At 39.1% G+C, this 16,243-nt stretch carries 20 protein-coding genes; 7 read left to right on the top strand and 13 right to left on the bottom strand.

What is annotated here, in order from left to right:
- Window positions 1-207 precede the first annotated feature (207 nt).
- Window positions 208-924, top strand: coding sequence for a cytochrome c biogenesis CcdA family protein (locus ABC361_RS07280; protein ID WP_176554183.1), 717 nt, complete (start codon window positions 208-210; stop codon window positions 922-924).
- A gap of 63 nt (window positions 925-987) precedes the next feature.
- Here ABC361_RS07280 and ABC361_RS07275 read toward each other — a convergent pair whose 3' ends face one another.
- Genes ABC361_RS07275 through ABC361_RS07265 form a run of 3 tightly spaced genes read right to left on the bottom strand, consistent with a single transcriptional unit; the run spans window position 988 to window position 3,713 of the window.
- Window positions 988-1,719: an EcsC family protein gene (locus tag ABC361_RS07275; protein ID WP_413073374.1), complete on the bottom strand. Its 732-nt coding sequence runs from the start codon at window positions 1,717-1,719 to the stop codon at window positions 988-990.
- 27 nt (window positions 1,720-1,746) lie between these two features.
- Entirely contained in the window at window positions 1,747-2,973 is a 1,227-nt protein-coding gene (locus ABC361_RS07270; protein WP_413073373.1) for an ABC transporter permease, read from the bottom strand.
- Complete coding sequence (locus ABC361_RS07265) at window positions 2,970-3,713, bottom strand: ABC transporter ATP-binding protein (protein WP_413073372.1); 744 nt, start codon at window positions 3,711-3,713, stop codon at window positions 2,970-2,972. The genes ABC361_RS07270 and ABC361_RS07265 overlap by 4 nt, the downstream gene beginning before the upstream one ends.
- A gap of 170 nt (window positions 3,714-3,883) precedes the next feature.
- Here ABC361_RS07265 and ABC361_RS07260 point away from each other — a divergent pair, with 170 nt between their 5' ends.
- The 3 genes from ABC361_RS07260 to ABC361_RS07250 all read left to right on the top strand — a co-directional run bounded on the left by ABC361_RS07260 (window position 3,884) and on the right by ABC361_RS07250 (window position 6,098).
- Window positions 3,884-4,309, top strand: coding sequence for an HIT family protein (locus tag ABC361_RS07260; RefSeq protein ID WP_413073371.1), 426 nt, complete (start codon window positions 3,884-3,886; stop codon window positions 4,307-4,309).
- A 146-nt stretch (window positions 4,310-4,455) separates the two neighbouring features.
- Window positions 4,456-5,532: a 3-phosphoserine/phosphohydroxythreonine transaminase gene (gene serC, locus ABC361_RS07255; protein WP_413073370.1), complete on the top strand. Its 1,077-nt coding sequence runs from the start codon at window positions 4,456-4,458 to the stop codon at window positions 5,530-5,532.
- 44 nt (window positions 5,533-5,576) lie between these two features.
- Entirely contained in the window at window positions 5,577-6,098 is a 522-nt protein-coding gene (locus ABC361_RS07250) for an HTH-type transcriptional regulator Hpr (RefSeq protein WP_413073369.1), read from the top strand.
- Window positions 6,099-6,166: 68 nt separating this feature from the next.
- Here the strand turns inward: ABC361_RS07250 and ABC361_RS07245 are convergent, their stop codons facing one another.
- Both ABC361_RS07245 and ABC361_RS07240 read right to left on the bottom strand, forming a co-directional pair.
- Complete coding sequence (locus ABC361_RS07245) at window positions 6,167-6,757, bottom strand: YpmS family protein (protein ID WP_413073368.1); 591 nt, start codon at window positions 6,755-6,757, stop codon at window positions 6,167-6,169.
- 197 nt (window positions 6,758-6,954) lie between these two features.
- Window positions 6,955-7,050, bottom strand: a complete 96-nt coding sequence (locus ABC361_RS07240) for a YjcZ family sporulation protein (RefSeq protein ID WP_078390824.1) — start codon at window positions 7,048-7,050, stop codon at window positions 6,955-6,957.
- Window positions 7,051-7,389: 339 nt separating this feature from the next.
- Between ABC361_RS07240 and ABC361_RS07235 the strand changes: the two genes are divergently transcribed.
- Window positions 7,390-8,424 carry a peptidylprolyl isomerase gene (locus ABC361_RS07235; RefSeq protein WP_413073367.1) on the top strand — a complete coding sequence of 345 codons (1,035 nt, stop codon included), beginning with the start codon at window positions 7,390-7,392 and terminating at the stop codon, window positions 8,422-8,424.
- Window positions 8,425-8,889: 465 nt separating this feature from the next.
- On the opposite strand, the gene ABC361_RS07230 is transcribed toward ABC361_RS07235, so the two are convergent.
- The 5 genes from ABC361_RS07230 to ABC361_RS07210 form a co-directional block, all read right to left on the bottom strand.
- Complete coding sequence (locus ABC361_RS07230; protein ID WP_413073366.1) at window positions 8,890-9,168, bottom strand: sporulation YhaL family protein; 279 nt, start codon at window positions 9,166-9,168, stop codon at window positions 8,890-8,892.
- 80 nt (window positions 9,169-9,248) lie between these two features.
- Window positions 9,249-10,208 carry a 3'-5' exoribonuclease YhaM gene (yhaM, locus tag ABC361_RS07225; RefSeq protein WP_413073365.1) on the bottom strand — a complete coding sequence of 320 codons (960 nt, stop codon included), beginning with the start codon at window positions 10,206-10,208 and terminating at the stop codon, window positions 9,249-9,251.
- A gap of 151 nt (window positions 10,209-10,359) precedes the next feature.
- Entirely contained in the window at window positions 10,360-11,787 is a 1,428-nt protein-coding gene (locus ABC361_RS07220; protein WP_413073364.1) for a sensor histidine kinase, read from the bottom strand.
- The gene (locus ABC361_RS07215; RefSeq protein WP_099300277.1) at window positions 11,784-12,464 is read right to left on the bottom strand and encodes a response regulator transcription factor; all 681 of its coding nucleotides are present in this window, start codon (window positions 12,462-12,464) and stop codon (window positions 11,784-11,786) included. The genes ABC361_RS07220 and ABC361_RS07215 overlap by 4 nt, the downstream gene beginning before the upstream one ends.
- Window positions 12,465-12,616: 152 nt before the next feature.
- Window positions 12,617-12,934, bottom strand: a complete 318-nt coding sequence (locus ABC361_RS07210; protein ID WP_413073363.1) for a hypothetical protein — start codon at window positions 12,932-12,934, stop codon at window positions 12,617-12,619.
- A 104-nt stretch (window positions 12,935-13,038) separates the two neighbouring features.
- Here ABC361_RS07210 and ABC361_RS07205 point away from each other — a divergent pair, with 104 nt between their 5' ends.
- Window positions 13,039-13,218 carry a YhzD family protein gene (locus ABC361_RS07205; RefSeq protein WP_413073362.1) on the top strand — a complete coding sequence of 60 codons (180 nt, stop codon included), beginning with the start codon at window positions 13,039-13,041 and terminating at the stop codon, window positions 13,216-13,218.
- Between the two features lie 67 nt (window positions 13,219-13,285).
- On the opposite strand, the gene ABC361_RS07200 is transcribed toward ABC361_RS07205, so the two are convergent.
- From ABC361_RS07200 to ABC361_RS07190, 3 genes are all read right to left on the bottom strand, one after another.
- Entirely contained in the window at window positions 13,286-14,140 is an 855-nt protein-coding gene (locus ABC361_RS07200; RefSeq protein WP_413073361.1) for an HAD-IIB family hydrolase, read from the bottom strand.
- Window positions 14,141-14,274: 134 nt separating this feature from the next.
- Window positions 14,275-14,631, bottom strand: a complete 357-nt coding sequence (locus ABC361_RS07195) for a YlbF/YmcA family competence regulator (protein WP_099300273.1) — start codon at window positions 14,629-14,631, stop codon at window positions 14,275-14,277.
- 66 nt (window positions 14,632-14,697) lie between these two features.
- The gene (locus ABC361_RS07190; RefSeq protein ID WP_413073360.1) at window positions 14,698-15,837 is read right to left on the bottom strand and encodes a DUF445 domain-containing protein; all 1,140 of its coding nucleotides are present in this window, start codon (window positions 15,835-15,837) and stop codon (window positions 14,698-14,700) included.
- A gap of 158 nt (window positions 15,838-15,995) precedes the next feature.
- On the opposite strand from ABC361_RS07190, the gene ABC361_RS07185 reads away from it, so the two are divergent.
- Window positions 15,996-16,226, top strand: coding sequence for a DUF5342 family protein (locus ABC361_RS07185; protein WP_413073359.1), 231 nt, complete (start codon window positions 15,996-15,998; stop codon window positions 16,224-16,226).
- Window positions 16,227-16,243: the final 17 nt, after the last annotated feature.

The raw sequence follows: 16,243 nt of genomic DNA, 5'->3' as shown, positions 1-16,243 counted from the left end.
ATCTTACTTATCATACAAAAAAAAGACAGGATTCGCAGGGATTTCCGCTTAATTTACAAGGTATTTAGGTGGTCTTTGACAATTCTCACGTAATGTTCAAAAAAGCCATACAATCGCATTCGCTTTCATTTGTTTAAACATGTTACACTTAGGAAGGTCATAGACTAGTACATAACATTTTATCTTCGTTTTAAGGGGCTGATTTAAATGGAAGTTACGTTAAGCATTGCTTTCTTCGCAGGCTTAGTTTCTTTCTTTTCACCTTGTATCTTTCCATTAATGCCTGCTTACTTGTCACAATTAACAGGCACAACCGTCACAAACGGCGCAATTGCTGCACCTAGAAGAGTAATCTTATCAAGAAGTTTCGGCTTTATTGCTGGCTTCACCCTTGTGTTTATGCTCTTTGGATTAGCTAGTACGATGCTTGGACAACTCTTTATTAGCAACCAATTATTATTAGAGCGTTTAGGTGGAATCGTCATTATTTTGTTCGGACTACAGATGACTGGATTGATATCTATACGAGCATTGTTCACAGACAAACGTATGGAACCTTCCCAAAATTCTGCGGCGAGTTTCTCTAAATCTCTTTTATTTGGCTTTTTATTTGCAGCTGGTTGGACTCCATGTATTGGCCTTGTTTTAGCAGCCATTTTAACGTTAGCTAGCACCTCGGCAACCATTTGGAACGGCGTTTTCTTACTACTCGTTTATTCAATTGGGCTAGGGATTCCCTTTTTACTCATTGGGCTACTATGGGCGCGTTCGCTACATAAAATTAAACGCATCAACCGCTATTTACCGATTATCCAAAAAACAAGCGGCGTAGTCATGATTATTCTCGGAATTCTACTATTTACTGGTTTTTTCTCAACTCTAGCCGCAATGATGGCACAATATACGCCAAACTGGATGCAATAAAAAAGAGCGTGTACGTTTTCTGTACACGCCTTCGCTTATCGACATTGTGTCGCTAAGCTTTTTTTATACAATCGTTAGGGTCTTCTTATATTCCGCTAGCCATCTAAGGCGACAAAGCTGAATCGTATTTTCCTCTAGTTTTGTCAGCAAATAATAATTGGCCGTTCCGCCGAAAAGCGCGCCGACAACAGGTAAAAGCTGCAACGTTTTAGGTAGGTCGATTGTGTCTCGGTATTGAAGTTGGAATTTCTCCCAGTCCGTTTGTTGAATGTCTTCATCTTGAACATAGGCTTCTATTTGCGCCAACACCTTTAATCGTTCTTCACGATCTCCATAATTGAATTGGAATAACAATAAAATAAACATGCGATCATGGATTGTCTTAGTCGAAAATCCATAAGCGTGCACACTATCGAATAATGCTTTTAGCTTTAACGACAACAGGAGCGGAAAGTCCATTGCTCCAGCAATAAAACCACCCGCTCCTGTGCCAATTCCTTCAGCCAAAGCCATTCTTCGATAGAAACGAAAAACGTCAGCGGCTTTTTTGTCTGCTTCTTCTAATGTAGAAGAAGCCACTTTCTTTTTTAGCAATTGATTGTTTTTATTAATGCCATAAATAATCGCTTCCGCAGTTGTTTTTACACATTGTGTTGCGATTTGATGGTAGACTTTTGGCATTTTCATATTCCATGTACTTTGCCAGTGACTAACTTTTTTCTTCACAAATGATTCAGGTTTCAGCTGCTTTCGCTTCCAGATGATGAGTTCTTCTTCGACACTATTTACAGCCATCACAAAAGCCCCCTTCGCTACATTGTATTAGCGGACTCTGCGATACTTTCCTTTTTTTCGATGAACAAGGGTTTGACTCCCATAAACACCTAGTAGTGCACTGGCCATTAACACAATACCTCCATAAAGAATATCGCTTGTCACTAAGGCGATCCCACCATAGATGACCGAAAGCAAAAATAACAGGCGCATTGTTAGATACGTAAGTGCCTGCCTCTTCTCTTCAGGCTTTAACGGGTATAAATCCAGCCAAATACTTGCAGAATGATGGAAGGATAATGTCGAAAGCTGCATCATCGTAATGTGCGTAAAGAGTAATGCCATTGCCAGCTTCATCCAACCGAGTGGCAAGATATAAATAAATAACCCACCGACAATAGCCAGACGTACATACGTCCCTAAATAATCATTAGCTCGAATAAATGTACGAGCGTATAGGTAATGGTAAACAGCATTCTTTTTCCCACCTAAAGCACCTACAGCCCACTGTAAATACGTACGCTCTCGAACTTTATTGCGTAATTGTGGCACGTCGGCAAAGGCATTGGCAATACGGTAAAAAAACATGACCATATGGTTTTCAACTTCAATTAATCGATCCCATTTTAAACTGTGCTTTTTCGCAAACCCTTTCCAATAACTTGCATAAAGCACGATCATAAGAATTAGCACAGCGAACGTTAACCAGATTGGCGCTTGAGAGAACAGTAAATAAGCAGCTACTCCGTTCACAAGCAAACGCAGCAGCACGTTTGAATATCGTTCTCCTTTAGCGACTAGCCTCTGCTCTTCCCACACGCACAGTAAGTTCCACACTTTAATCAAAAGCAGGAAAATGAGCGTTAACCAAAAGACAATGCCCGTGCCAATTCGCTCTGTAAACATTGGTCCAACAGCCATAAATAAAAGCAAAATATAGCTGGACTGCCATAAAGCGGAATACTTAATCGCTTGCTTAAAATATGGCGCCAATTTCGTTTCATAAGGTAGTAAAAAAACAATATCTGCTGGCTTAACGAAGGTTCGGATTGAACCCGCTGTTAGTCGCCATGTAAACAATACTGTTAATAGTGTTACTAGAGGAAAATCTGCTGGCATCTGTTCGACAAACTGCTGGTAATAGACCGTAAGAAAAATGAATAGAAAATAGACGGAAATGACAAATCCGCTGTTAAGAATTAATTTTAAGTACCCTCTCGCTTCTGACCAATATTGATGACGCCTTGATTCCCATAACTCATTGGCATGTCTCATTCTTGCTCGTCCTTCGTCATTTCGATATAGATGTCATCTAACGTTGCATCACTCTTTCCGATCGCGCTTCGCATCTCATCAAGGGTACCAGTCAATACGACTTGACCTTGATGTAAAATGACAAAGCGATCGCAGTAACGTTCTGCTGTGGCAAGAATATGTGTTGACATTAAAATACCAGCACCTTGCTTCTTCATTTCAGAGATCCAATTTAAAAATGACTGAATCCCTACAGGGTCAAGGCCAACAATTGGTTCGTCTACGACATATAACTCAGGCTCCGCCAAAAACGCACTCATAATCATGACCTTTTGCCTCATACCTTTGGAGAAATGATTTGGGTACCATTTCTTCATTTTCATCATATTAAATTCTTTAAGCAACGTATCTGCACGCTTTTCAAATTCCTTTTTTTCAATTCCATAAGCAACGCTCGTTAATTCAAGATGCTCCCACAACGTGAGCTCATCATATAGCAACGGCGTCTCTGGTATGTACGCAAATGATTTTCGATATTGATCAGCATCATCTGAGAACTTTAGATTATTAATTTTCACTTCACCAGACTGTGGATCCATTAGACCAAGCACATGTTTAATCGTCGTACTTTTCCCTGCCCCATTTAAACCAATGAGTCCTACAATTTCTTGCTTTTTCACGCCAAACGAAACATTATGTAAAACAGGTTTCTTCGGTGTATAACCACCTGTTAGCTCTTTAATTTCTAACATATCAGGCATCGTGTCATCACTCCCTCTTGTAGTTTAGCAAAAAAAAAACAGAAAAGCACTTCCCGAAGCTCTTTACCTATTCACCAAAGACTTCACAAATTCCTGTTCTCATCTTGATTGCTTCTTACAGATTTTATGAGTACACTTTTAGAAGAAGATGAAACAAAGGAGGTTCTTTTATGACAGACTGTATTTTCTGTGCGATAAAAGATGGAAAAATGCCCGCAACAAAACTTTATGAGGATGAACACATTTTAGCTTTTTATAACATCCAACAAGTGACAAAAGGTCATACCTTGATTATTCCAAAACACCACCATGAAGCAGTTTACGACTTGCCTTCCGAAACCGCAGCTCACTTGTTCTCCGTTGTTCCTAAGCTTGCAACAGCGTTAAAAGAAGCGTTCGCATGCGACGGGGTCAATGTTTTAAATAACAACGGCCAAGCTGCTGGACAGAGTGTTTTTCACTATCATTTACATCTTCTTCCCCGCTACGGTGAGGAAGACATCTATAGTGATCTTTGGAAAAAAGACGCAAGTCCAGAAAATCTTAAAGGCTTAGAATCCTTTACAAAGCGCTTTACAGAGCTTCTTAACGACTAATTTTGACAAAAGTCGCCTTTGGGCGACTTTTTTTGCCATTTATTATTCTCAAATAAAAATAATTTAAGATTTTATCGCCCAAAAAGTCAAAATTATGATATCATTTCTAAAAACACACGTTAAAGGAATAAAGGGAGTCATGTGAAATGAAAACTATCCATAACTTTAGTGCTGGACCTGCCGCTTTGCCTCAAGAAGCACTAAAAAAAGCACAAGCAGAATTACTCAATTTTGATGACTCTAACGTATCGATTATGGAAATGAGTCATCGATCAAAAGCGTATGAAAAGGTTCACTTTAGTGCGGTTTCAAGGCTGAAGTCGTTGATGAATTTAGAGGAAGATACACATGTTTTGTTTTTTCAAGGGGGAGCAAATCTTCAATTTTCAATGGTCCCGATGAATTTTCTAAATAATCAATCCAGTTATGTGTTAACAGGGGTTTGGTCAGAAAAAGCAGCGAAGGAAGCGCAACGTTTCGGGACTATAGACATACAATCTCAGGCTAAAGAAACGAGCTATTCAACCATTCCTTCACCAGATGAGCTATCGTACAATGAGGAAAATTCCTATTTACATATAACATCAAACAATACGATATACGGGACACAGTGGAACACGTTCCCACATCAAAAACTCCCCCTTGTTTGTGATATGTCGAGCGATATTCTTTCTCGTTCCATTGACTATAATGCATTTGATTTAATTTATGCCGGTGCGCAGAAAAACCTTGGACCAGCAGGTGTTACCATTGCCATTGTTAAAGATTCTTTCTTAAAACAAGCTCATGGAGACCTTTCGCCTATGCTGTCTTATCAAACTTTTGCAGACAGTCAATCAATGTATAACACACCTCCTGTCTTCTCGATTTATATGCTCAACCTCGTACTTGAATGGATTGAAAACGAAGGTGGCCTATCTGTTATTGAAGCACGGAACCAAGCGAAAGCTTCCGTCCTTTACGATGCAATTGACCAAAGCAACGAATTCTATAGTGGACACGCTCAACCTGAAGCGCGGTCAACCATGAATGTCACGTTTAACCTTGCTACTCCAGAGTTAGAAAAAACCTTTTTACAAGAAGCTGAACAAGCAGGATTTATTGGCTTAGGAGGCCATCGTTTAGTTGGTGGCATTCGTGCATCCATCTATAATGCAGTACCGTTAGCATCTTGCAATGCCCTTGCAGCATTTATGGATTCCTTCAGAAAAAAACATATGTAACACCTGTATATAACCTTACACTACTAATCGATGGAGGAATGGATATGGACCCTCATGCTAAACATTCAATGTATTATAGCTACAAGCTTGCGGTATTGAGTAAAGCGATGTGGAAATCAGTTGAAAAAGACTGGCAAAATTGGATTAAACCATTTCATTTAAACTTAAATGAACATCATATCTTATGGATCGCCGATCAGTTTGACGGTGCTTCCATATCAGATATTGCCTCCTACGGTGCCATGCATGTATCAACCGCTTTTAACTTTTCCAAAAAGTTAGAAAAACGAGGTCTCCTCTCGTTTTCTAAAAAACAAGAGGATAAACGCAATACCTATGTTTGTTTAACAAAAGAAGGCCAAGCGTTGTTGCATGAAACGATGCGTGTCTTTAACGAACAAACGTTTAACGTCTATCAAGGCTCTTTACCAATTAAAGAGATCTATGGCCGATTCCCAGAATTTTCAGAGCTGGTATCCATCGTGCGTCACTTGTATGATGATGATTTTATTCGCCAGTTTCATGAAGAGCCAAGCTACAACAAACAATTGGAATCGACCAAATGACAACGAAATCTTATCAACCTAAAAAATCTTTATGAAAGAGGTGTCTCCTTCATAAAGATTTTTCGTCTTTATTGGCGCACGAGCGATACATTAATTTCACTAGCCGCTAAGTTAAGTTCATTAAACCGTAGGCCGAATGGCTCTAATTCTTCAATCTCTCGTAAATCAATGATGATGTGCTCTTCTTCTGGGTAAAGATAAATCCAATTTGGTAAGTCAGCTAATTGATTAAACATTCGCAGTGCGTTTTCCGGGGAAACGGAAAGAAATCCGGCTGAGAGACTATTCGCTTCAAGCATAAGGCTACCGTCCTCTTGAACACTTGGATCAAATCGCATCGATAAATCAATTGTTGAAAGTACAGCATCAACTTCCCCCTCTAAATACACACCGTCCTCAGCAAGATAAAAATCAAACGGTACATCATCATCCGCAAGCATGTCGTTCAGTAAGACATTGGCTTGTTCGATATCCATTTGAAAGCTGACGATCTCCTCGTTTGCACTATCTGTGCCTGCTCGCTCTGGTGCTTGTCTGTCTACATCTCCAAATAGCCTCACTGCACCAAAAATAAGCAATCCAATTAAGGCAAGGAGTAGACCAAGTACAAGAAAGAATCCTATTTTATAAAAACGTCTATTTTTTGTTAAACGACTCATGGAACTCCACCCACTTCTATGTATAAGTTTACTTCTCTTTCTATACCCCGTTTCTTTTCTTTTCAACTGTTTCTGTTTTTATTTTCTCAAAAAAATTGTACAGAAACAAATAGAAAAAGCTCACCGACATAGTCGGCAAGCTAAGGTCCGATGAATTGGACCATTTCTTCACTTGTTGTTGGCTACACCTCTAGTGATTAGCAGATCCAAGAAGCCCCGATAATCACCAATAAAATGAATAAAACCACAATTAATGCAAACCCACTATTGTATCCTCCGCCTGCGTAACTCATGTAACGTTTCCTCCTTTGAAGATTTCACATTTTTTTATAGAAAGCACATCAAGTGTGGCATTCTTCTTATTTCAGGACCTCGAAGCAATGCTCACAACTCGCTCAACCCTTACGCCCTAAGGCTTTAGAGCTTTCTTTGTGCTTTGTTACCATATCCTATGCAAAAACCAATTATGGGTACTGGGCGGATGACCTAATTTCCTTAGAAATCATGCAATTGTTGTGTGTTTTTTTTTATGATATAGTAAGTTTTGTGCAAGAAAAAACTGGGTAATCTAACTAGTTGACCTTGTGTATAAGATATGCTAATGATAATAGATCTCTTCAAGGAGTGTTAAAATGAAAAAATATTTACTCGCTGGGTTCGGAGCTATTGCGCTGACTACACTAGCAGCGTGCAATAACGATGATGGAAATGGAACGACCATTGCATCAATTGAAGGCGGAGAAAACATTACGCAAGAAGAGTTATTTGACGATCTGAAAATGAATCAGCAAGCATCAGGCGCTTTACAAAACGCCTTCTTCTCGAACTTAACGGAGCAATTATTAGCAATGGCAGGAGAAGACATGGAGTTTTCAGAAGAACAAATTGAAACAATGATTGCGACCCTGCAAGAAGAATTTGGCGTTACCTCTGAAGAAGAGCTTGTAGAATTAGTAACAACAAACCTTGGTCTTGAGGATCGCGATGATATGGTTGATAATTTAATTATCCCAGAACTCACGTTAATCGAACTTCAATCACAAGATCTCGACTATGGCGAAGAAGATCTAGTTGCTTATTTTGAAGACAATCGTGATTTATACGAGCAAGTAGAAGCACGCCATATCATTGTGGAAGAAGAAGACCTTGCAAATGAGATTATTGATGAATTAAATGACGGTGCTGACTTTGCCGAACTAGCTGAAGAACATGGTACAGACGGAACAGCCGCTACAGGTGGTGACCTTGGTTTCTTTACACGCGCAGACATGGATGAAGCGTTCGCAGAAGCCGCATTTGATTTAGAAGTTGGCGAAACGACAAGCGAGCCTGTTGAATCTGGTTTTGGCTACCATATCATTGAAAAAACGGACGAAGCAATGGAATATGAAGAATTACCAGAAGCTGCGAACATGGCTGTAGAGCGTGCCTATATCGAAGAAAATGGACGAGACTTCTTGACAGTTATTGTTGATCTTCTTGATGAAAATGAAATTACGATTGAAGACGAATTCTTCCAAGACTTTATTGAGCAGATTCGAGCTCAAGCCAATCAACCTGCACCAGAAGAACAGCCGGTTGAGGAAGATGGACAAGAGACTGACGAAGAAACAGATGAACCTACAGATTCTGAAGAAGAATCAACCGACGAAGAAAGCAACGAATAATAAAAAAAAGACAGCTAACTTGATGTTAGCTGTCTTTTTACTTTCAAAAATGAAAATCAAGTGCTCTTGCACGAAATCGCTCCGTAAATCCTACTAACGTCTTTATTATTGATTGGATACTAATAAGATTGGTACGAATTTCTTGTTAAATGGCGACGACTCCTGCGGGAACAGCACGTGTCCGAAGACAATGAAGCGAGATTTTGCGCGTAATGGCTGAGGCCGTGCCCGTGGCAAAGAAGACACCGTAAGGGCAAGTGATAACGTAGCGCAAACGGATGTCGCGCTTGTGCCTGTGGTGAAAGCGTTCGCCATCCTACATAATCGTACGTCATAATCATATCAATGAATATGGTTTACACATTCCCCCTATCATAACGTATGCACGTCCCTTGTTTAAAAAGGACTAAAAAACCCTTCAGAACGTTCGTCACGTTTCTCTGAAGGGTCTGCCATCACCTTTATTTAGCTATCTTTTTGTTCCTTTAATTTCTTTGCTTCTTGAATGCGTTCCATGTATACATTTCCCTCTTGCTCAATCCATTCATCATCCATCACTTTATCTTCTCTCATCGTTCTGATCCATTGATACCCACTAAATAAGATTCCAAGCATGAGCAGATACGTCCACCATGGGCTTGCTACAATAAGTTCACCAACAGAGGTTTGCGTTAAAAGAAAGGCAATGACTAATATAGCTACGGCTCCAAGTGCAAGATATTGGCTTGTCTCTTTTGATTTCATTAGATAAATTCACCCTTTCTACTTTCTACTAAGCGTTCCTTTTCTAATGATATGCATGGCCAAATCTTTCTAGAACACGTTTATAAATCTAACGGTTTTTTATGGAAGCTAGGCTTATAAAAACTACGATTTTCTAAAGCCATCACTCGTTCAGAAAATTCGCCTGGCTCTACTCGTTCAAGCGCTCGATCCATCATATTTATTTTTGCATCTACATTATCAATCATATGAAGCACTTCTGCTTCACGTATATAAGGAGGTTTAGGGCTGCCCCATTCTCCTTTGCCGTGATGACTAAGCATTAAATGCTGAAGAACAATCAGTTCTTCACCTTCAATTTTTAACTCCTGTGCAGCTTCGTGAATTTCCATTGCACCAATTGAAATGTGTCCTAATAATTTTCCTTCAAGTGTATACGTTGTATCAATGGCACCGGAAAGCTCCTTCACTTTCCCAATATCATGAAGAATAACGCCAGCATAAAGGAGGTCTGTATCCAAATTTGTGTATTGTGCAGCAATGTTTTTGGCTAGCCGAAGCATAGATACAACGTGAAAAGCTAGACCGCCCATAAATTCGTGATGGTTTTTCGTTGCAGCTGGGGATTCAACAAATTCCGCTTGATGCTTCTTTACAATAAAGCGCGTAATACGTTGGATGTTCGGATTTTGGATATCAAAAATAAACTGGTTTACTTCATCAAGCATATCCTCAGCCGATATTGGCGCTGATCGCACAAAATCATTAATTTCAACACCATCCATTGGACTTGTTGGTCGTATGCTCGCAATTTTAAGCTGGGTGCGCCCTCTATAATCAATCACATCTCCTTGTATGTGAACAATCGTTTTGTTAATAAATGTTCCTTCATCTTCTGGTGAAACGCCCCATAATTTCGCTTCAATCTCTCCTGTATGATCACCTAAGATTAATGTTAAAAAGGGTTTAGAGTTACTCGCTATTTGTTTTGTCGCAGTCTTTATTAACAAGTAACGATTTACCGCTTCTCCCACTTGGTGATATTTAATTCCTTTTTCCACAACCGTCACCTCAATCTACTGTTTTCTCTATTTTTAGTATAGCACAGACAGCTTCCAACGTATTAGCGCTTATTTCCTATCAATAAAAAAAGCTTAATCCCCTCATGATTCTTTTGAAAGGATTAAGCGAAGTAAGCCTCAAAATCATCACTTATGACGTTGGGCGTTTCTTGTCTTTTTTCTTTGATTTAGATTCTAAAGCCTCTGCTTGATACGGTTTTGGTAAACCAATCGTAAAACGAACACCTTTATCAATGTTTTCTACTTTTGCAAAACCGTGATGCAATTCAGCGATTTGCTTAACGATCGCTAGTCCGAGACCAAATTTGCCTTTGTTTCCTTTATAAAATGGACTAAACAATTTACTTAAATCCGCATCAATCGGGTCGCCTTCATTTTCTACAATTACATAGGAGTATCGCTCATCTTCCTCCGCTTTAATTGTTAACTCACGCTGCGCATACCTCAGCCCATTTTCAACTAAGTTTTCTAGAAGAACCTCGCACTGTTCAATATCGGCTTTCATCATTTTTTCCGCACCTTGAACAAGAATGGTCACATCATCTCTTTGATAGCGGAACCGCTCTTCGATTTGGTAAGCTAATTTTCCAAAAGGGAACGCTTCTACTTTTAACTGTTCCTTTTGCATTTGATCGAGTTTTGTATAATAAAGCATATCAATTACGCGGCGTTCCATTCGATTGGCTTCTTCCGTAATGACATCCATTGTTTTCCCGAGGTTTTCTTTTGGTAAGATGCCGTCTTTTACAGACTGGGCATAGCTTTTGATAACCATAATCGGCGTTTTTAATTCGTGAGAAGCGTGCTGAATAAACGTTTTCTGTGCGCGATCATAACTATTTAAGTTCTGTCTCATTCGTTCAAATTGATACGATAGTCGCTCAAAATCTTCGTCGCCCTCCCACTTAAGTGGTTCTTGCCAGTTGCGATTTGCAATTTGCTCTAAATGATTCTCTAATATCGCCAATGGTTGACGCAAATAGTGCTTTAACCATATGGCTGGCAACAAACTTAAAGCACTTGTTAACAAGAGCAAATAAAGCAATCGTTCCCATAAATTTTGAACCATTTCATCTCGATATGTATCCCACATATACGTTATAAGGTACAAGTCCGAACCCTCTGCTGGACTGGCCAAATCGTTAATCGTATAAAATAATGTCTGTCCACCAAATGTTGTTTCATACCGACCTGTCTGATTATTTTGTTCAATAGCATTGTAGCGCATCTCTTCATGTACAGGTGGGTCTGGCACAACATCAATCGGCGTATTATAAATGGCGTAGGTTGAACCAGTAATTTCAATTAAAAAAGAAACCGTGGCTCGTTGTTCTTGTCTAGATTGATAAAATCCAGGTTGTTGACTCAAAAACGTTTCCCAATTGGCATCTTCTTGCGTTAACTGATCGCGAACACTGTTATCAATAATTTGATAGGTTTCTTCTGTTAATGCGCCTCGAATGGAAATAGGATACACAATAATGATTGAAAGCGCAACAAGCACAATTAACGAAACGAATGCAAGCCAAATTCGTCTCGTTAAATTTATTTTTATCATGAGGATAGAATCCGATAGCCGTAGCCATATAGCGTTTCTAGATGAATGCGCGGCATTTTCTTACGTACACGGCGGACCACGTCATCAACTGCTCTTTCTGAGCCAAAATAGTTGTCTCCCCACACATGTTCAATAATTTTTTCTCGTGAAAAAGCTTTTCCAATTTCTGCGGATAGTAACAACATTAAATCCATTTCTTTCGTTGTTAAATCGACCGCTTCGTTATTTTCTTCTGTGTCAATAATTGTCCGACCAATTGGATCAATGGTATAAGCATTTAATTCTACTTTTTGTACATCAGATGTGTTTGAACCATACACCCGATTTAAGATTTTTTTCACGCGAATAATTAATTCTTGTGGCAAGAACGGCTTTGATAAATAGTCGTCACTTCCCATTTCCAACCCAAGTACACGATCAAGATCTTGATCTCGTGCAGAAATAAAAATAACTGGCGTATCTTCTTCATTTTTTATCGCTTTTAACACTTGATAGCCATCCGTCCCCGGCAGCATAATATCTAAAACCCAAAGGTGTGGCTTGTCCGAAACAGCTTCAACAGCTGCATCTCCATTATCAAAAACAGTCACATTCCAACCTTCTTTTTGCATATATGCTTTCAAAACTTCTGATAAATTTTCTTCGTCTTCAACTAAATAAATATCGTACATTTCCATTAGTAACATCCTCTCTTTCAGTTCACTTGTAGTTACATTTTACATAATTTCGAGCGTAAACGCCATTTATGTCCTTAAATTACGTAATCTCACGCATTTTTTCGTTGATTTTTCCACGATTATGTAATAAAAGGCTAACTCAATAGAGTAGCCTAAAGTAATGCAATGGCAGCAAGTGCAGTCAATGGTAACACCCAGCGTCTCCATCCGTAAGGGCGAAAGCCTCCATATCCGTAAGGTGGGTACCCGTAACCATAGCGATGAGCTTCATTTTCATTCATTGATTGAAATCCTTCTAATTGCGTAATTTGCATCGGATATTCACTTTGGTCAACTGGATAAAGAACATGAAGATTTTCCTGGTCTACATATTCAATGACTGATTCAAACTCTTCACCGTTCGCTAAGGATACTTTGACAGGATAATTCGTATAACGCTGACAAAGCGACATCATGTTTTCATTACTCATGTTGTATTCCCCCTTTTGCTTTAGTCTATTCATCTCATTAAAAATAGGTGAATACACATGTTATTCATGATAAACTAAATGAAAACGCTAACAGGAGGGACATGATGACTTACTTTTTAACGGCTTTTAATAAAGATAGCTCCGTTGTGTTAAACGAACGAATTGAAGCGGATACAGAAGAACACGCGATTTCAGAAGCGAAGACAAAACTGCAAGAGGTCAATGCTGAAGGGTTAACGCATCGTTTAACGCTTAACGGCAAAATGATCTTATTTGCTCGATAAGGCTGTCTCACATTGGATGTGGATACAGCCAAAAACCCAGCTGGAATTAAACCGGCTGGGTTTCGCTTTATTCTTTCATTTGTATGTTTAATTGTTTTCGAAATACTTCGTGGACCATATATGCTAAACCATCTTGTTCGGTCGTTCTGGTCACCCAATTCGCTTTTTCTTGAACTGTTTGCGGGGCATCGCCCATTGCTACACCGAGACCTGCCATTGCCACCATTTCTGCATCTTCATTGCCGGCACCAACAACAACAATTTGGTCGAGCGACAATTGATCTTTGTTCACTAGCCATTGTAGCGCCCTTTCTTTTTCAGCCCCTGCGCCAACGACGAAACATTCGCCTTTATTCGTAAACGTAACAGTCAAATCAGGAATCTCTTCCTTTAATGTCTCACAAATATAGGCTAAATCTTTTTCTTCTTCACATTTTAAACCCACATTTAAAGGGCCTTTTCCTTCTTTAAGGACATGTTCATAGAGCGAATCCACATAGGTGAGTGGATAAAGGATTTGTTCTCCTGGTGAATTAAACGACATTCTTGCTAACAACGTTTGTTTATGTTGCGGTCGAATGGACGCACAGTAGTCTCCATACTGTAGTTTCACTTCACAATCAAAACGCTCCAGTACGTGACATAGATCAAGCGTCGATTCTAAACTTAATGGTCGATTGTACCATTCATTTTGATTTGTATCCGATATAAGGGCGCCACCATGCGCAATCATCATGCTATCTACCTTTAGATTGCGAGCGATCTTTTTTGCAAATGAAAAAGACTGGTTTGTCACTAAGACGACTGACACTTGCTTTTTCGCTAAGTAGGACATTGCAGACTTTGTCTTTTTGCTTGCTTTCATATCCCCTTCTAGAAACATTTTATCAATGTTCATAACTAACAAATTATAGGTTTTCAAGCGTGTTCCTCCTCCGAGAAATTCATGTTGTAAAACAAGACCCATCTTGTTTAAGACTTATGCAAATATAGCCGAAGTAGAACTTTAAACCATAGAAAAAACCACCACATTCAATGAAAGTGGTGGTTTGATACTTACTGTTCTTGAGAAGGATCGCCGTAAATCTTCTCTAATGGTTCCGTGATGATTTTGTTTAACTCTGTAATAATCACGCTAAGCTGCTGCTCTGCTTCCATTAGTTTTGAAATAAGCTCATGCTGTTGAACAAGTTCAAATTGCTGTTGCGCTTGTTGCGCTTCCTCTTCAGAAATTTGAATGCCTTGCATTTGCTTTTGTTGAAGATCTAGTTGAAGCTTACGGAAGTTCTCAAGCATTTTTTTTGCAATCTCATCCGCTTCAATTTGTTCATGTAGCTCATGAAGGGACTTGAACTCTTCACTTTGCTCAAGTGCATCCTTTAATTCATGTGCTTTATCATATGTCATACTCATGTTTATCACTCCCTACCAACCGACTATAACACGTCAGTCCATAGAATTCACGTCATATGATAGATCCTAATAAAAAAAGTGGACAATGACCGCTTGAATGAGACCGACAATGCCTCCAATCAGTCCACCTAGCAACGTAATTAAACGCAGTTCTTTTCGCGTAATCGTCATAATAAGATCTTCTAAAGTAGCCATTGAAAACGAAGCAACTTGCTGCTCAATGACTTCATTTAAACGCAAGCTTGCCAAAATTGACGCTAAATGTACTTGAATATAGCCGGTAGTTACCTTTACTACTTGCGGTGCCCAATTTTCTACAATACGCTCAACGTAAGGCGTGGTCCATGTATGCAGTGGTGCATCATACCAATTTAGAAGTGGAATTTTATCTTCAATTCCATCTGTAGCTTTATCAATAACATCATCAATATAAGTCTCTGCGTTGAACGAGGATAACGGCTTCTCTAAAAGCTGATTCCATTCTCGAGCGAGCAGCCCATGTAGCATATCTTTTGTTTTTTCATCGTTAAGAAACTTAATAATCTCCGGATAAAGCATATCAACGACTTTTTCACTCGATAAAAACATTGATAGCATTCCACCAAGCTTCCCTTTTGACGACAGAAAGTTCGAAGCCATAGCGACCATCTTTTCTTGTCCATCTGCACTTTCTACATAGGATTTTGCTTTTTCAATCATTTTTTCTGACAGTTTCGGCAGATAGGTTAGTACGGTTGTCTGCATTTCTAATGGAACAAACTGCTTCGCTGAAACGTCTTGATTGTTTGCGATATATCGTTTTATTCGTTCTTTTATCCACGATTTCGATTTTACAACAAACGCTTCTTTTCCATCTTCCACCGTTAAAATTGACTTTAATAAGGATTCAATTGTTTGTTCACTCATTAACCATTTCTTTAGGCGTTCACTTACCCAAGTTGTTAATTCGTTCGAGAATACTTCACTACTAATTTTTTTGCCGAGTCCTTCAGCTGTAAGCAAATGATTTGAGACGATGTTCCCCATTTGCTTTGCGAGTTCTTGTTGCCTTCTTGGTAATAAACCAGGTGTAAATGGCAGTTGCCACTTTCCTAAATGATAAGCGCGATGAGGTCGAAACAACATCCGAATAGCTAACGCATTTGTCGCCGCTCCAACGATCGCACCAACAACTGCGAGAACGAAAACTAATAAAACCCATTGCACATTTAACGCTTACTGCTTATCTGCAGCAAACTGCCTCCCTTGTATCTAAATTCATTGTGTCCACTACAAGTATAGCTTATTTTTCTCCACACAGAAAACGAACATTATGATAGACTAATTTATGTAACCCTTTTCAATAAAAATATGGAGTGATTCTAATGCTCGTTCACTTTCAGTATAAGCCATTACAGCATAAACAACGAAATCAAAGTTGGCTCTTTTCTTTTTATTTTCAAGGACAGTTTACATCAGGTACGTATTACTATGATGGAACAATTGAATGGGACAGCCCACCTAAACAATTAGACAACGAAGAAGATTTAAAACATGCCATTCATGATTTGATGCTTTATCATGTTTATGAGGATGAACATCAGCCTCAAGAATAAAAGATGAGCAATTTGCC

Origin of the sequence: Shouchella phoenicis, assembly GCF_047238345.1 — a bacterium.
GTDB lineage: Bacteria > Bacillota > Bacilli > Bacillales > Bacillaceae_D > Shouchella.
Note: the sequence above shows the minus strand (reverse complement) of the source record. Positions and strands in the feature narration are given on the sequence as shown.

Excerpts from the sequence above, each read along its gene's own strand:
- ABC361_RS07280 (WP_176554183.1), top strand. The coding sequence starts at position 208 with ATGGAAGTTACGTTAAGCATTGCTTTCTTCGCAGGCTTAGTTTCTTTC.
- ABC361_RS07275 (WP_413073374.1), bottom strand. The coding sequence starts at position 1,719 with ATGGCTGTAAATAGTGTCGAAGAAGAACTCATCATCTGGAAGCGAAAG.
- ABC361_RS07270 (WP_413073373.1), bottom strand. The coding sequence starts at position 2,973 with ATGAGACATGCCAATGAGTTATGGGAATCAAGGCGTCATCAATATTGG.
- ABC361_RS07265 (WP_413073372.1), bottom strand. The coding sequence starts at position 3,713 with ATGCCTGATATGTTAGAAATTAAAGAGCTAACAGGTGGTTATACACCG.
- ABC361_RS07260 (WP_413073371.1), top strand. The coding sequence starts at position 3,884 with ATGACAGACTGTATTTTCTGTGCGATAAAAGATGGAAAAATGCCCGCA.
- serC (WP_413073370.1), top strand. The coding sequence starts at position 4,456 with ATGAAAACTATCCATAACTTTAGTGCTGGACCTGCCGCTTTGCCTCAA.
- ABC361_RS07250 (WP_413073369.1), top strand. The coding sequence starts at position 5,577 with ATGGACCCTCATGCTAAACATTCAATGTATTATAGCTACAAGCTTGCG.
- ABC361_RS07245 (WP_413073368.1), bottom strand. The coding sequence starts at position 6,757 with ATGAGTCGTTTAACAAAAAATAGACGTTTTTATAAAATAGGATTCTTT.
- ABC361_RS07240 (WP_078390824.1), bottom strand. The coding sequence starts at position 7,050 with ATGAGTTACGCAGGCGGAGGATACAATAGTGGGTTTGCATTAATTGTG.
- ABC361_RS07235 (WP_413073367.1), top strand. The coding sequence starts at position 7,390 with ATGAAAAAATATTTACTCGCTGGGTTCGGAGCTATTGCGCTGACTACA.
- ABC361_RS07230 (WP_413073366.1), bottom strand. The coding sequence starts at position 9,168 with ATGAAATCAAAAGAGACAAGCCAATATCTTGCACTTGGAGCCGTAGCT.
- ABC361_RS07220 (WP_413073364.1), bottom strand. The coding sequence starts at position 11,787 with ATGATAAAAATAAATTTAACGAGACGAATTTGGCTTGCATTCGTTTCG.
- ABC361_RS07215 (WP_099300277.1), bottom strand. The coding sequence starts at position 12,464 with ATGGAAATGTACGATATTTATTTAGTTGAAGACGAAGAAAATTTATCA.
- ABC361_RS07210 (WP_413073363.1), bottom strand. The coding sequence starts at position 12,934 with ATGAGTAATGAAAACATGATGTCGCTTTGTCAGCGTTATACGAATTAT.
- ABC361_RS07205 (WP_413073362.1), top strand. The coding sequence starts at position 13,039 with ATGACTTACTTTTTAACGGCTTTTAATAAAGATAGCTCCGTTGTGTTA.
- ABC361_RS07195 (WP_099300273.1), bottom strand. The coding sequence starts at position 14,631 with ATGAGTATGACATATGATAAAGCACATGAATTAAAGGATGCACTTGAG.
- ABC361_RS07185 (WP_413073359.1), top strand. The coding sequence starts at position 15,996 with ATGCTCGTTCACTTTCAGTATAAGCCATTACAGCATAAACAACGAAAT.